We start from the raw sequence: 13,621 nt of genomic DNA, 5'->3' as shown, positions 1-13,621 counted from the left end.
CATGCGCCTGAACGTTTCCGCCTGGGCGATCCGCAAGCCGCTGCCGTCGGTCGTCCTGTTCCTCGTGCTCATGGTGCTGGGGCTGGTGAGCTTCCGCTCCCTGCCGATCACGCGATTCCCCAACATCGACATCCCGATCGTCTCGGTGACGATCACCCAGTCGGGGGCGGCGCCCTCCGAATTGCAGACCCAGGTGACGAAATGGGTCGAGGATTCGGTGGCGGGCGTGAAGGGCGTGAAGCACGTCCTCTCGACCATCACCGAGGGTATTTCCACGACGACGATCGAGTTCCGCCTGGAGATCAACCAGGATCGGGCCGTCAACGACGTGAAGGACGCCATCGCCAAGATCCGCCAGAACCTGCCGCGGACCATCGATGAGCCCATCATCTCCCGCGTCGAGATCGCGGGCCTGCCGATCATGATCTACGGCGCTTCCGCGCCGGCGATGACGCTCGAAGACCTTTCATGGTTCGTGGACGACGTGGTCGCCCGGGGCCTGCAGGGGGTGAAGGGTGTCGGCGGCGTGGAGCGTCTCGGCGGCGTGGCCCGCGAGATCCGTGTCACCCTGAAGCCCGACAGGCTCCTCTCCCTCGGCATCACCGCAGCGGATGTGAACCGGCAGTTGCGTCTCACCTCCGCCGACATGGCGGGCGGCCGGGCCGAGATCGGCGGGCAGGAGCAATCGATCCGCACCCTCGCGGCCTCGGCGAGCCTGCAGACCCTGGCCGCCACCTCCATCGTCGTCCCCGGCAACCGCAAGGTCCGCCTGGACGAGCTGGCGACGCTGAGCGACACGGCCGAGGAGCCGCGCACCTTCGCCCGCTTCAACGGCGAGCCGGTGGTGGCCTTCGCCATCTCCCGGGCGACCGGGGCGAGCGACGCAGACGTCTCCGTGGGTGTGGCGAAGAAGATCGAAGCCCTGCACGAAGCCAACCCGGATGTGCGCTTCGACCTGATCGATACCAGCGTCACCAACACCATCGGCAACTACCACTCGGCGATGATGGGGCTGATCGAGGGGGCGGCGCTCGCCGTCATCGTCGTGTTCCTGTTCCTGCGCGACTGGCGGGCGACGGTGATCGCGGCGGTGGCCCTTCCCCTGTCGGTGATCCCCACCTTCTGGGCGATGTCCGCGATGGGCTTCTCCCTGAACGCCGTGAGCCTGCTCGCGATCACCCTGGTGACAGGCATCCTCGTGGACGACGCCATCGTCGAGATCGAGAACATCGTCCGGCACATGCGGATGGGGAAATCGCCCTACCGCGCCTCGCTGGAGGCCGCCGACGAGATCGGGCTGGCCGTCATCGCGATCACGGCGACGATCATCGCCATCTTCTCCCCAGTCTCGTTCATGGGCGGTATCGCCGGGCAGTACTTCAAGCAGTTCGGCCTCACCATCGCGGCGGCGGTGTTCATGTCGCTGCTGGTGGCCCGCCTGATCACGCCGCTGCTGGCCGCCTATTTCCTGCGCGACCACGGGCCCGACCACAGCCATGAAGGCCCGGTGATGCGGGGCTATACCCGCCTTGTCCGCTGGTCTGTCCGGCACAAGTACATCACGCTGGTCCTCGGCCTCGCCTGCTTCGTCGGCTCGATCATGTCGACGGGCCTTCTCCCGGCGGGCTTCCTGCCGGCGGAGGATCAGGCCCGCACCCTGTTCGTGGTGGAGCTGCCGCCGGGGGCGCGGCTGCCCGACACGGTGCGCGTCAGCGACAAGCTGGTGGACGAGATCCGCAAGCTGCCGGAGGTGAAGAGCGTCTTCGTGGACGGCGGCCGGCAATTGCCCGGCAAGAAGGAGGTGCGGCTCGCGAGCCTCACCATCAACCTGACGCCGAAGAACACCCGCCATCGCACCCAGAAGCAGGTGGATGCCGAGGTGGCGGCGATCCTCCGCCAGGAACCCGACATCCGGTTCTGGGCTCTCCGGGAGGGCGGCCAGCGGGATCTCGCGCTCATCGTCGCCGGTCCGGACAAGGCGGTGGTGGCCGACGTCGCCGCCCGGCTCCAGCGCGAGGCGGCGGGCGTGCCCCACCTCGTCAACGTCATGTCGACGGCGCCCCTCGACCGCACCGAGATCCGCATCCGCCCGAAGCCGGCCGTGGCGGCCGATCTCGGCGTCTCCACCGACACCATCGCCGAGACGGTGCGGGTCGGCACCATCGGCGACATCGGGCTCAACCTCGCCAAGTTCAACGCCGTCGATCGGCAGATCCCGATCCGCGTCGAGTTGCCCGAGACCCTCCGCGGCCACCTCGCCGAACTCGGCGCCATGAAGGTGCCGGTGAAGGGCGGACAGGCGGTGCCGCTGGCCACCGTGGCCGACATCACCCTCGGCCAGGGGCCCACCGCCATCGACCGCTACGATCGGGCGGTGCGCGTCGCCATCGAGGGCGACATGCAGGGTTCGGATGCCTTGGGCGAGCTGATCTCGCAGGTCCTGAAGCTGCCCGCGGCGAAGGACCTGCCGCAGGGCGTCACCATCAAGCAGACCGGCGATGCCGAGGTGATGGGCGAGGTGTTCGAAGGCTTCGCCCTGGCCATGGGCGCCGGGCTGATGATGGTCTTCGGCGTGCTGATCCTGCTGTTCGGCAACTTCCTGCAGCCGCTGACCATCCTGTTCTCCCTGCCGCTCTCCATCGGCGGCGCGATCCTGGCGCTGCTGATCGTCCAGAAGCCGATCTCCATGCCGGTGGTGATCGGCATCCTGATGCTGATGGGCGTGGTGACGAAGAACGCCATCATGCTCGTGGATTTCGCCGTCGAGCAGATCCGCGATGGCGTCGACCGCACGACCGCCATCGTCGATGCCGGCCGCAAGCGGGCCCGGCCCATCGTGATGACGACCATCGCCATGGCTGCGGGCATGGTGCCGTCGGCGATGGCGCTCGGCATCGGCGGCGAGTTCCGCTCGCCGATGGCCATCGCAGTGATCGGCGGCCTGATCGTCTCCACCGGTCTGTCCCTGGTGTTCGTGCCGGCGATCTTCGTGCTGATGGACGACCTCTCGCGCTTGACCGGCCGCCTCTTCGGCCGGTTCGTGGGCGAGCGCGACGACCCCCTCGACGCGCCGGATTTCGGCCATCCCCAGGCGTCCAACGATGGCCACCAGCCGCCGCGGGTGGCGGCGGAATAGTCCCGGCCGACCGCTGCACCCTTGCGCTGCACCCTTGCGCTTCGCGCCCCGATAGGGTGTCTCCCCCGCCGGGGACTCATCAGCGGGGCGATTGGCGATGTCGGGCGGACACGGGGCGGTGGAAGGTTCGAACAAGCGCGTGGCGCTGCTGATCTCGGTGCTGGCCCTGTTCCTGGCCTTCAGCGAGACGCTGGGGAAGGCCTCGCAGACCGAGGCGCTCGGCGCGAACGTCGAGGCGTCGAACCTGTGGGCCTTCTTCCAGGCCAGGACCATCCGCATGACGGTGATCCGGACTGCCGACGAGGCGGTGGCCCTCCTGCCGCCCGGCACCAGCCAGGAGGCGATCCAGGCCAGGCGCGCCGACTGGGCCAAGACTATCGCCCGCTACGATTCCGAGCCCTCCACCGGCGAGGGCCGCAAGGAACTCTCGGCCAAGGCGAAGGCGGCGGAGGAGCGCCGCGACCTCTCCCTGCTGCGCTATCACCACTACGAGCTGGGCTCGGCCGCCTTCCAGATCGGAATCGTGCTGGCCTCCGCCGAGGTCATCACCGGCATCACGGCGCTGGTCTTCGCGGGTGGTGCGCTCGGCCTCGCGGGCGCGGTCCTGCTCGGCTTCGGCTATCTCGCGCCGCACGCCCTGTCGTTCCTACACTGAGCGGCGGAGGGAAATCCTCTCGTCATCGCGAGGGACGCGGCGCAATCCAGTCGGCGCCGCAACGTCCGGAAGGGGCGTGCTCTGGATTGCTTCGGCTTCGCCTCGCAATGACGACGAGACGGTCGTGCCGGAGTGGTCGAACCGAGGCCGTGTCAGCCGTACTTGAGCACCGGTATTCCCTTCGCCGCGCCACGCTCTAAACAGGCTGAGAACCGGGGGGTGAGATGGCCGAACATGACGAAGATCAAGGCCGCCTGACGCGGGCGGCGAGCTTCATCTTCCTGCACACCGAGCACGCGATCTACGCGGCGCTCGGCCTTCTGCTCGCCCTGACGGCCCTGGCCGCGCTGACGGAGGCGGTGGTGCTGACCTGGAGCGCCCTGCGCTCCCTGGGCGGGGCGGACCAGATCCTCGAGGTCGTGGACCGCCTGCTGTTCCTGCTGATGATCATCGAGATCCTGCACACGGTGCGGGTCTCGATGCGGTCGGGCAAGCTCACCGTCGAGCCGTTCCTGATCGTCGGGCTGATCGCCTCGATCCGGCGGGTGTTGGTCATCACCCTGCAATCGTCGGAACTCACCCACGCCAAGGATTTCCCGCCCGAGAAGTACGCCCTCTTCCAGGCGGCAATGATCGAACTCGGCGTATTAGCGGGCCTGATCATCGTGATGGTCTTTGCGATCTTCCTGCTCCACCGCGCCCGGGACGACGGCAAGCCGGCCGGCGAGGAGTCGCACGAGCATGCCGGGGGGTGAGCCCCTACGCCCTCAGTTGAGGCGCAGGATCGCCGCGTTCAGGATCGTCGCGAAGGCGACCCAGGCGGCATAGGGGATCAGCAGCCACGCCGCCGCCCGGTCGAACCGCCATGTGAGACGGATCGTCCACAGCACCATCACGAGGAGGGCTGCGACGACGATCAGCCCCAGGCCGACGGCGTGGGCGCTGAAGAAGACCGGCGTCCAGGCGGCGTTGAGGGCGATCTGCACGGCGAAGGCGGCGACGGCCAGCCGCCACCCCCCGCGGCTCGGCCCCGTCAGGGGCCGGGCGCCGAGGAGCCGCCACAGGGCGATGGCGATCATCGTGTAGAGGATGGTCCAAGCCACCGGGAACACCCAGTCCGGCGGGTTGAACCACGGCTTGGCGAGGCCGGCATACCAGCCGAAGATCTCGGCCTGCGTCGACACGGATCCGATGACGGCCGTCGCCGCGACGGGGAGCACAGCGCAGGCGAGGCGCAGCCAGGGCCCCATGGCCGGGCCTTCGGGGACGTGGGTGGCGGCGGGCATGACGGCTCGTCGGCTCTCATGGGTTGCGGCCGCATCGCCGTCATGCCAGCGCAGGGGCAGAGCGGGCGAGGGGCTGGCGGATGTCACGGACTAACGCACCGGATGGGCGAGACGGCATGCAGGACGACATTTCTCCGGTGGATTTCTCGTGCCGCAGCCTCGCCGCGCAGGCGATGGGGCGGATCGACCCGGTGACCCGCGCCGTCGTGATGCCGTTGCACGTGGCCACCACCTTCATCCGCGACCCGGATAACGGCTACAGTTCCGGCTATTCCTATGCCCGTCCCGACAACGCCACCGTTCGCGAGGCTGAGGCGGTGATCGCCATGCTGGAGGGTGCGCAGGCCGGCGCGATGCTCTTCGGCTCCGGGATGGCGGCGGCGACGGCGGTGTTCGGCGCCCTGGAGCCGGGCGACCACGTGGTCGCCGGCACGGTGATGTATTGGGCGCTCAAGCGCTGGCTGCGCACGGAGATGCCCCGCCGTGGCATCACGGTGGACTTCGTCGCCACCGACGACCTCGATGCCCTGAGGGCGGCGATCCGCCCCGGTCAGACGAAGCTCGTCTGGATCGAGACGCCCGGCAACCCCCTCTGGACGGTGACCGACATCGCCGCCGCGGCAGAGATCGCCCGGTCGGCCGGCGCGCGGCTCGCGGTCGACTCCACCGCCGCTTCGCCCTTCCACACCCGGCCCCTGGACCTCGGCGCCGACATCGTGATGCATTCGGCCACGAAGATCCTCAACGGCCATTCCGACGTGGTGGCCGGCGTCCTCGCCGCGGCGAAGGCCGACGGCTTCTGGGAGCGGATCGCTGGCATCCGGGCCGGGAGCGGCGGCATCCTTGGGCCATTCGAGGCCTATCTCTTGATGCGCTCCCTGCGCACCTTCCATCTCCGGGCAGCGGCCCAGTCGGCTGGGGCCATGCGGCTCGCCCTGGCCCTGCGCGGGCATCCGCATGTGGCCCGCATCCTTTATCCCGGCCTCGACGATGATCCCGGGTACGCCGTCGCCGCCCGCCAGATGCGCGACGGATTCGGCTTCATGCTGTCCATCCGCGTGGCCGGGGGCGAGGCGGCGGCGATCGGTACCGCCGCCCGGGTCAGGTTATGGAAACGGGCGACGTCCCTGGGTGGGGTCGAAAGCCTGATCGAGCACCGCGCCTCCGTCGAGGGGCCGGACAGTCCCTGCCCGCCGGACCTCCTGCGGCTCTCCACCGGGATCGAAGACCCGGTCGATCTCTACCGGGATCTCGACGCCGCCCTGCGGGGCGCGCACGGGGACTGAGCCGCGACCCGGTTTCGCTGGTGCCGAAAGGGAGGCTGGCGCGTTGTCGCCCAAATCCCCGCGAGGGGAGCGATCCTCTCACCAGCGAGACCCATCCCATGAGACCGCTTCTCACCGGCACCGCCGCCATCCTGTTCGGGCTCGTCGCCGGGCAGGCGCTCGCCGATACGGTGCCTAACCTCGATGTCGAGAAGACCTGCCGGTCGGCCCAGGTCGCCGATTCCAGCGTCAGCGATCAGGCGAGCTACGACGGCTGCCTCCATTCGGAGAAGGATGCCAAGCGTCAGGCCGAGAAGAATTGGAGCCAGTACCCCGAATCGGCCAAGCATCAGTGCGAGGCGCAGTTCAAGGCCGGTGGGTATCCGTCCTACGTGGAGATGGTCACCTGCCTCGAACTTGCGTCCGGCGCGGTGCCGAGCGGAAACGAAAACGGCGGCACGGCTGTGGGCGGCAACGCAACCCCGAAGGCCAGCCGGGTGGAGCGTGAGAACGCGCAGAGCCTCACCAAGGAGCCGAGCGCGAGCCAGCGCACGGACCCGATCAAGGTCCTCAAGAACGACTGACGTCGCTAAGCTGCGACCACGGTTCATGCCCCGGATCGACAGGTCCGGGGTGATGGAACGGCTGACGGTGCCCGCGTCCCGTCACTCTCCGCATTGGCCGGATGCCACCGTGCGGTTAGGTTCTCGCCCATGAGAGCGGGCCACGAGACCCGCGCCGGTAGCGAGGATCCCATGAACGCCCCGATGCGCCCGCCGGGCAGCGCCTCCCCGTCCGCCCCGCCCTCGGCCCGCTTCGTGTGGGACGATCCGTTCCTCCTCGACGAACAGCTCACCGAGGACGAGCGCGCCATCCGCGACGCGGCGCAGGATTTCGCCCGGGAGCGCCTGCTGCCGGGCATCGTCGATGCCTACGCCCACGAAAAGACCGATCCCGGCCTGTTCCGGGAGATGGGCGAGCGGGGCCTACTGGGTGTGACGCTCCCCGAGGATTACGGCTGCGCCGGCGCCTCTTACGTCGCCTACGGTCTCGTGGCGCGGGCGGTCGAGGCGGTCGATTCCGGCTACCGCTCGATGATGAGCGTCCAGTCATCCCTGGTGATGTACCCCATCTACACCTACGGTTCGGAGGAACAGCGCCGCAAGTTCCTGCCCAAGCTCGCCTCGGGCGAATGGATCGGCTGCTTCGGCCTCACGGAGCCGGATGCCGGCTCGGATCCGGCAGGCATGAAGACCAAGGCGGTGCGCACCAGCGGGGGCTACCGCCTGTCGGGCGCCAAGATGTGGATCTCGAACGCGCCCTTCGCCGACGTGTTCGTGGTGTGGGCGAAATCGGAGGAGCACGAAGGGGCGATCCGCGGCTTCGTGCTGGAGAAGGGCATGAAGGGCCTCTCCGCGCCGACGATCAAGGGCAAGCTGTCGCTCCGGGCCTCGACCACTGGTGAGATCGTTATGGAGGACGTGGAGGTCGGCGAGGATGCCCTGCTGCCCAACGTCTCCGGACTCAAGGGGCCTTTCGGCTGCCTGAACCGGGCGCGCTACGGCATCTCCTGGGGCGTCATGGGCGCCGCCGAGGATTGTTGGCGCCGGGCCCGCGACTACACCCTGGAGCGCAGGCAGTTCGGCCGCCCCCTGGCGCAGACGCAGCTCGTCCAGAAAAAACTCGCCGACATGCAGACCGAGATCGCCTTGGGCCTTCAAGCGTCGCTCCGGGTCGGCCGGCTGATGGACGAAGGCAAGATGGCGCCGGAGATGATCAGCCTGATCAAGCGCAACAATTGCGGCAAGGCCCTCGACATCGCCCGCGTCGCCCGGGACATGCACGGCGGCAACGGCATCATGGGCGAGTACCACGTGATGCGCCACGCCCAGAACCTCGAGACGGTCAACACCTACGAGGGCACCCACGACGTCCACGCCCTCATCCTCGGACGGGCGCAGACGGGGCTGCAGGCGTTCTTCTGAGGCGCCGGGCAGGCGCTTTGTCCGGGGGGACCGGAAAGAAGCGCCTGCCCTCGACCGTCTTCGCGGACGTCCCCCGTCATTGCGAGCGGAGCGAAGCAATTCAGCGGCACGACGTTCGCTGATGTCCCGCTTTACAGAGCAGCGTTGCTCCAAGCGCTCCGACGGGGTGAGCGCCTCAATACACCCCGCCGGCCTGGGCTGCGTCCACGTCGGCAGGGGCCGCTGCGGTGGCGGGCGGGGGGCTCCCGGCCGGCGGCACGTACGAGTCCGGCGGCGCGGTGCCTGGCTTGAAGGCCTCGAGGATGGTGCCCGCGCCTTCGCCCGATCCGGCGCGAGTGCCGGAGGCGAGGTTGACCCGGATCAGCTTGATCCCCGGCGGCACCCGGAACGGCGTCGGCGGCTTGTCCTTCAGGGCCTGCTTCAGGAAATCGAGGGCGATGGGCGCCGCGAGGCCGCCACCCGTCGCCCGGTCGCCGAGGGAGCGCGGCTTGTCGAAGCCGACATAGATCCCCACCGCGAGGTCCGGCGAGAAGCCCACGAACCACGCATCCTTCGCATCGTTGGTGGTGCCGGTCTTGCCCGCCAGGGGCTTGTTCAACTGTTTCAGGATCGTGGCGGTGCCGCGCTGGACGACGCCCTCCATGATCGAGACCATCTGGTAGGCGGTGAGCGGGTCGAGGACCTGCTCGGAATCGTCCACCAGCTTCGGCTCGTCCTGGCCGGACCACTTCTCCGCATCGCAGCCGATGCACTTGCGGTTGTCGTGCCGGTAGATCGTCACGCCGATGCGGTCCTGGATGCGGTCGATCAGGGTCGGACGGATCCGCCGGCCGCCGTTGGCGAGCATGGAATAGGCGGTGACCATGCGCATCACCGTGGTCTCGCCGGCGCCCAGCGACATGGGCAACACGGGCAACAGGTCGTCGTAGACCCCGAAGCGCCGGGCATACTCGGCGATGAGCGGCATGCCGACATCCTTGGCGAGCCGAACGGTCATCAGGTTCTTCGAGTGCTCGATCCCGTAGCGGAGGGTGTGCGGGCCGCCGGACTTGCCGTCGTAGTTCGAGGGCGTCCACGCCTCCTGGCCGGGCCCGGCCTCGATGGTGATCGGGGTGTCGAGGACGATGGACGAGGGCGTGTAGCCGTTGTCCAAAGCCGCCGAGTAGACGATCGGCTTGAACGACGAGCCGGGTTGGCGCATCGCCTGGGTGGCGCGGTTGAACTCGGATTCGTCGTAGGAGAACCCGCCGACCATCGCATGAACGCGGCCGGTATTCGGGTCCATGGCGACGATGGCGCCGGACACTTCCGGCCGCTGGCGCAGGCGGAACTGGCCGCGTCCGCCCTCGAGCGCCTCGACATAGACCATGTCACCCGGCCGCAGGTTCGGCCGCCCCGCCCAGCGCATGCCATCGGGGGTGATCACGCCGGTATCGCGGTCCTTGGAGATCTGTCCCGAGGCCTCGCGTCGGGGCTGGAGGCCGACCTGGATGCCGCCCGCGCCCGAGCCGAGCACCACGGCGAGCCGCCAGGGGGCCACGTCGCCCAGCGCCGGCACCTCGGAGGAGGCCTGACCCCAGTCGCGCCCGGCGAGGTCGACATGGGTGACGGGCCCGTGCCAGCCATGGGCCTGATCGTAGCGGACGAGGCCATCGACCAGGGCTTTGCGTGCCCAGGCCTGCATCTTCGGATCGAGGGTGGTGCGCACGGAGAGGCCGCCCTCGTAGAGCTTCTTCTCGCCGTAGCGCTCGGAGATCTCGCGGCGGACCTCCTCGGTGAAGTAATTGGCGATGCTGCCGTTCGGGAAGGCGACGCGGGGGTTCACGCCGAGCGGCTGCTTCTTGGCGTTCTCCTCCTCCTCGCGGGTGATGTAGCCGTTCTCCCGCATCAGGCGGATGATCTCGTTTCGCCGGTCCAGCGCCGCCTGGGTCTTGCGATAGGGGTGATAGTTGTTCGGCCCCTTGGGCAGGGCGGCAAGGTAGGCCGCCTCATTGATTGTCAGTTCGTGGACGGACTTGCCGAAATAATCGAGCGCCGCTGCCGCCACGCCGTGCAGGTTCCTGCCCGGGACGATGGTGCCGAGGAAGATCTCGTTGAGGTAGAGCTCGAGGATCTTGTCCTTGGAGTAGGCAGCCTCGATGCGAAGCGCGAGCAGCGCCTCCTTGATCTTGCGGTCGTAGGTCTGCTCCGAGGAGAGCAGGAAGTTCTTGGCCACCTGCTGGGTGATGGTCGAGGCACCCTGCCGCTTGCCCGACTTGGCGTTCGTCAGGAAGGCGCGCACGATCCCCTCGGGGTCGATGCCGCCGTGCTTGTAGAAGTTCTTGTCTTCGGCCGAGAGGAACGCCGCGACGACGATCTTCGGCATCGCCTGGATCGGCAGGTAGAGCCGACGCTCGCGGGCATATTCGGCCAGCAGGGACCCGTCCGCAGCGTGGACACGGGTCATCACCGGAGGTTCGTAGTTGGCAAGCTGGGCGTGATCCGGCAGGTCCTGGCTGTACTTCCAGTAGAAGTAGCCAGCGAAAACGGCGCCGACGCAGAACAGCACCGCGCCGGCGCTGAACAGAATCCCGAAGAAACGAAGGATCAGACGCATCCGGTTTTCCGCTCGTCGCTAGCCCGGAACCGCGCCCGATCTCAGCGCATTCGTCTCCCGGACGCTGCCCTGGGGAGCAACACGAGGAGCCGCTTTGCAACCTCGTGGGCCGGGCATCCGAAGGCCCCGTATCCACACCGGATCTATGGTGAAACTGGGGCGATGGCCGCCGACCGGCGCATCCCCGCGCCCGGCTTCGAGATACTCGTGCGAGTTGCAAAGAACTGATCGACGGCTTTTGCCATCGAGCCGGTCACGCCGGCGCGCCATTCCGGATCCTGAAGCTTCTCCAAGTCACGCTTGCTCGACAGATAGCCGAGTTCGACGAGCACGCTCGGCACATCGGGCGAGCGCAGGACCACGAAACGCGCTTCCCGGTGGGGCTTCGTGCTCATCTCCATCACCGGGGCGAGTTGCCCCATGAGGTGCCGCGCGAAGCCCGACGAGAAGCCGCGGGTCTCCCGCAGGGTCAGCTCCTGCAGGATGTCGGCGATGTCCGGAGCCGCCTCGACGGCCTCGGCTCCGGCGGCGGCGTCGGCCCGGTTCTCGCGCTCGGCGAGCTTGGCTGATTCGCTGTCGGTGGCCTTCTCGGACCCGGTATAGATCGTGGCGCCGCGCACCTGGGGGGCCGATGAGATCGAGTCGGCGTGGATCGAGATGAAGAGGTCGGCCTTCGCCTCCCGGGCGATGTGCACGCGCTCGCCCAGGGGGACGAACACGTCCCGGTCCCGGGTCATCAGCACCCGGTAGCGGCCTGCGGCGTTCAGTTTCCCCGCGAGATCCTGCGCGAAGCCGAAGACGATGTCCTTCTCGAACACGCCGGTCGAGGCGATGGCCCCGGGGTCCGTGCCGCCATGCCCGGCATCGATGACGATGAGCGGACGCGGATCACCCTGGGTCGCCACGGCGGCGTGGGCGGGGGCGGGGTTCGGATCGGCGGAGGCGGCGGCCTTGCGGAACGTCTCCCGGTCGACCTTCGTGAGGGGGATCGTCATCAGCACCGCGCCGTCGCGGGGCCGGGTCACGGTGTCGATCCGGCCGATGGTGGCGGGCGAGGCGAGATCGATCACGATGCGGGAGCGGCCCGGCGCGAACAGCCCGTAGCGGAAGGACTGCACCACGCCGTCCCGGCGGCGTCCGGTCTCCGAATCGAGCTGGAAGTTCACCTCGGGCAGGTCGATCACTACCCGGTCGGGCCGTTCCATGACGAAGGCGCGGGCCTCCACCGGCTTCGACAGGGTGAGGGTCAGCTTGCTCTGGGATCCCTGGCTCGACAGGTCGGCCGCGATGGCGACCGCCGACGGGCGTGCGCCGTCCTGGGCACGCAGGGGCAGGGCGAACGCCAGACACGCGGCGAGGCCGATTGCGGCGGATCTGATCAGGTGTGCGCGGACAGGCATCGGACCATGTCGTCTCCCATGCGCCTGCATAGGCAATAGAAGCACGATGGTTAACCGAAGCTTTTCGCCGCGGGGTCGAACCCGCCGCCGATGTTGCGGTGACGCGACAGGCCGGCCACGGCTCAGCGGGGGCTGGCGGCGCGGCTCGCGGACAGGGCCAGGATACCCCAGCAGGTGAGGGTGGCGTCGGCGGCGCGCTGAAACTCGCCGATCTGCAGGCGGACGAAGTCGGCCATCGAGCGCGCGCCGGCCAGGGCGCGCATGTGCGCGGCGAACGCCTCGCCCTCGCCGATGACGTAGTTCATCACCGTCGTGCCGAAATGTCCGACACTATGAGGCGGGGCGGCGATGTCCGGCCGGCTCGGCGCGGGCGCCGGATGGTCGCCGACGGATTCGGGAAGGGCCTCAGGGAGCGGCCCATCGGTCATCACGATTTCCATCGCGATGGCGGGCGCCGCATCGGGCATCGCCAGGGCCGCGATGGGAGGGATAGCGGTGGGATCCAGCGCGTCCGCTGTTTGAACGGGCGCCTCGTGGGCAGAGAGCGAATTGAAAGCCGGATGATCGCCGGGGCCGGTGGCGGTCGTGGTCGCGTCCGCGCCCGGTGGCGCCACGGGGGGCTTGTGGGCGGACTTCGCGTTCCTCGGTCGACGCGGCTTGGACATCGCAGGGAAATCCCATCGCTCGTGATTCTCGCGAAGGGCGAGGTCGCCCCACGGAGCGCCGGCAGGCTGGGGCCGGCTTGCCGGCCGGGTCGAGCGGATCAGGGCCGGGCGGCGGTGCGCCCCCGGCACCGGGAGCGCACCAGAGAGGCCCGCCGGAGCGGGCCGGTTCGGTCAGCGGGCGGCGTTCTGCGCCAGGGCGCCGAATTCCTTGGCCTGCGACTGGAGCGTCGCGAACTGGCTGCGGACGAACTCGGACTGGACCTCGAGCGCCTCACGGAGGTCCCGGGTACGGACGAGCTTCTGGGCGTAGTCGAACGCCGCGCTGGCGTTGGTCTGCGCGTGATCGAAGCCCTTCGAGACGGCAGCGGTGAGCGTCGACTGGAAGGTGTGGCTGGCGGTCTGCATCTGCTCGCTGGCCTTGATGGCGTTCGCCATCATGCTGCCGACGGCGGTGCGCGCCTGATCCACGCTCTTCTCGGCGAAGTCGCGCATCTCGTTCGGGATCTCGAAATTCGGGGTCTGCATAGGGGTCTCCGACCAGATCGACATCGGGCGTCCGCCTTCAAGCTCCGCCCTCGACGCAGCGGGTTTATGTTGCGCTGCAATAAAAGTCAATTGGTCGCGGATACGGAA

At 68.6% G+C, this 13,621-nt stretch carries 11 protein-coding genes; 6 read left to right on the top strand and 5 right to left on the bottom strand.

From position 1 onward, the window contains the following. Position 1 precedes the first annotated feature (1 nt). The 3 genes from MFF22_RS03790 to MFF22_RS03780 all read left to right on the top strand — a co-directional run bounded on the left by MFF22_RS03790 (position 2) and on the right by MFF22_RS03780 (position 4,546). A complete protein-coding gene (locus tag MFF22_RS03790; RefSeq protein WP_238247603.1) occupies positions 2-3,136 on the top strand; it encodes an efflux RND transporter permease subunit in 3,135 nt (1,044 codons plus the stop codon). 97 nt (positions 3,137-3,233) lie between these two features. Next, entirely contained in the window at positions 3,234-3,791 is a 558-nt protein-coding gene (locus MFF22_RS03785) for a DUF4337 domain-containing protein (protein WP_238247602.1), read from the top strand. A 224-nt stretch (positions 3,792-4,015) separates the two neighbouring features. Next, the gene (locus MFF22_RS03780) at positions 4,016-4,546 is read left to right on the top strand and encodes a phosphate-starvation-inducible PsiE family protein (protein ID WP_238247601.1); all 531 of its coding nucleotides are present in this window, start codon (positions 4,016-4,018) and stop codon (positions 4,544-4,546) included. 12 nt (positions 4,547-4,558) lie between these two features. Here MFF22_RS03780 and MFF22_RS03775 read toward each other — a convergent pair whose 3' ends face one another. Continuing rightward, positions 4,559-5,077, bottom strand: a complete 519-nt coding sequence (locus tag MFF22_RS03775) for a TspO/MBR family protein (protein WP_238247600.1) — start codon at positions 5,075-5,077, stop codon at positions 4,559-4,561. Between the two features lie 80 nt (positions 5,078-5,157). Between MFF22_RS03775 and MFF22_RS03770 the strand changes: the two genes are divergently transcribed. The 3 genes from MFF22_RS03770 to MFF22_RS03760 all read left to right on the top strand — a co-directional run bounded on the left by MFF22_RS03770 (position 5,158) and on the right by MFF22_RS03760 (position 8,327). Continuing rightward, positions 5,158-6,363 carry a trans-sulfuration enzyme family protein gene (locus MFF22_RS03770; protein WP_238247599.1) on the top strand — a complete coding sequence of 402 codons (1,206 nt, stop codon included), beginning with the start codon at positions 5,158-5,160 and terminating at the stop codon, positions 6,361-6,363. Between the two features lie 98 nt (positions 6,364-6,461). Next, a complete protein-coding gene (locus MFF22_RS03765; protein ID WP_238247598.1) occupies positions 6,462-6,926 on the top strand; it encodes a hypothetical protein in 465 nt (154 codons plus the stop codon). A gap of 171 nt (positions 6,927-7,097) precedes the next feature. Beyond that, positions 7,098-8,327: an acyl-CoA dehydrogenase gene (locus MFF22_RS03760; RefSeq protein ID WP_238247597.1), complete on the top strand. Its 1,230-nt coding sequence runs from the start codon at positions 7,098-7,100 to the stop codon at positions 8,325-8,327. A 175-nt stretch (positions 8,328-8,502) separates the two neighbouring features. Here the strand turns inward: MFF22_RS03760 and MFF22_RS03755 are convergent, their stop codons facing one another. The 4 genes from MFF22_RS03755 to MFF22_RS03740 all read right to left on the bottom strand — a co-directional run bounded on the left by MFF22_RS03755 (position 8,503) and on the right by MFF22_RS03740 (position 13,513). Further along, positions 8,503-10,923 (bottom strand): penicillin-binding protein 1A, encoded by a 2,421-nt coding sequence (locus MFF22_RS03755; RefSeq protein WP_238247596.1) that lies wholly within the window; start codon positions 10,921-10,923, stop codon positions 8,503-8,505. A gap of 143 nt (positions 10,924-11,066) precedes the next feature. After that, the gene (locus MFF22_RS03750) at positions 11,067-12,323 is read right to left on the bottom strand and encodes an N-acetylmuramoyl-L-alanine amidase (protein ID WP_238247595.1); all 1,257 of its coding nucleotides are present in this window, start codon (positions 12,321-12,323) and stop codon (positions 11,067-11,069) included. A gap of 122 nt (positions 12,324-12,445) precedes the next feature. Then, on the bottom strand, positions 12,446-12,988 hold the full coding sequence (locus MFF22_RS03745; protein ID WP_238247594.1) for a hypothetical protein: 543 nt from the start codon (positions 12,986-12,988) through the stop codon (positions 12,446-12,448). 171 nt (positions 12,989-13,159) lie between these two features. Next, positions 13,160-13,513: a phasin gene (locus MFF22_RS03740; RefSeq protein ID WP_238247593.1), complete on the bottom strand. Its 354-nt coding sequence runs from the start codon at positions 13,511-13,513 to the stop codon at positions 13,160-13,162. Positions 13,514-13,621: the final 108 nt, after the last annotated feature.

The organism is Methylobacterium persicinum (genome assembly GCF_022179525.1).
GTDB lineage: Bacteria > Pseudomonadota > Alphaproteobacteria > Rhizobiales > Beijerinckiaceae > Methylobacterium > Methylobacterium persicinum.
This window is presented reverse-complemented; position numbering and strand designations above follow the sequence as displayed.

Coding starts and splice junctions, on each gene's coding strand:
- MFF22_RS03790 (WP_238247603.1), top strand. CDS start 2: ATGCGCCTGAACGTTTCCGCCTGGGCGATCCGCAAGCCGCTGCCGTCG.
- MFF22_RS03785 (WP_238247602.1), top strand. CDS start 3,234: ATGTCGGGCGGACACGGGGCGGTGGAAGGTTCGAACAAGCGCGTGGCG.
- MFF22_RS03780 (WP_238247601.1), top strand. CDS start 4,016: ATGGCCGAACATGACGAAGATCAAGGCCGCCTGACGCGGGCGGCGAGC.
- MFF22_RS03775 (WP_238247600.1), bottom strand. CDS start 5,077: ATGCCCGCCGCCACCCACGTCCCCGAAGGCCCGGCCATGGGGCCCTGG.
- MFF22_RS03770 (WP_238247599.1), top strand. CDS start 5,158: ATGTCACGGACTAACGCACCGGATGGGCGAGACGGCATGCAGGACGAC.
- MFF22_RS03765 (WP_238247598.1), top strand. CDS start 6,462: ATGAGACCGCTTCTCACCGGCACCGCCGCCATCCTGTTCGGGCTCGTC.
- MFF22_RS03760 (WP_238247597.1), top strand. CDS start 7,098: ATGAACGCCCCGATGCGCCCGCCGGGCAGCGCCTCCCCGTCCGCCCCG.
- MFF22_RS03755 (WP_238247596.1), bottom strand. CDS start 10,923: ATGCGTCTGATCCTTCGTTTCTTCGGGATTCTGTTCAGCGCCGGCGCG.
- MFF22_RS03750 (WP_238247595.1), bottom strand. CDS start 12,323: ATGCCTGTCCGCGCACACCTGATCAGATCCGCCGCAATCGGCCTCGCC.
- MFF22_RS03745 (WP_238247594.1), bottom strand. CDS start 12,988: ATGTCCAAGCCGCGTCGACCGAGGAACGCGAAGTCCGCCCACAAGCCC.
- MFF22_RS03740 (WP_238247593.1), bottom strand. CDS start 13,513: ATGCAGACCCCGAATTTCGAGATCCCGAACGAGATGCGCGACTTCGCC.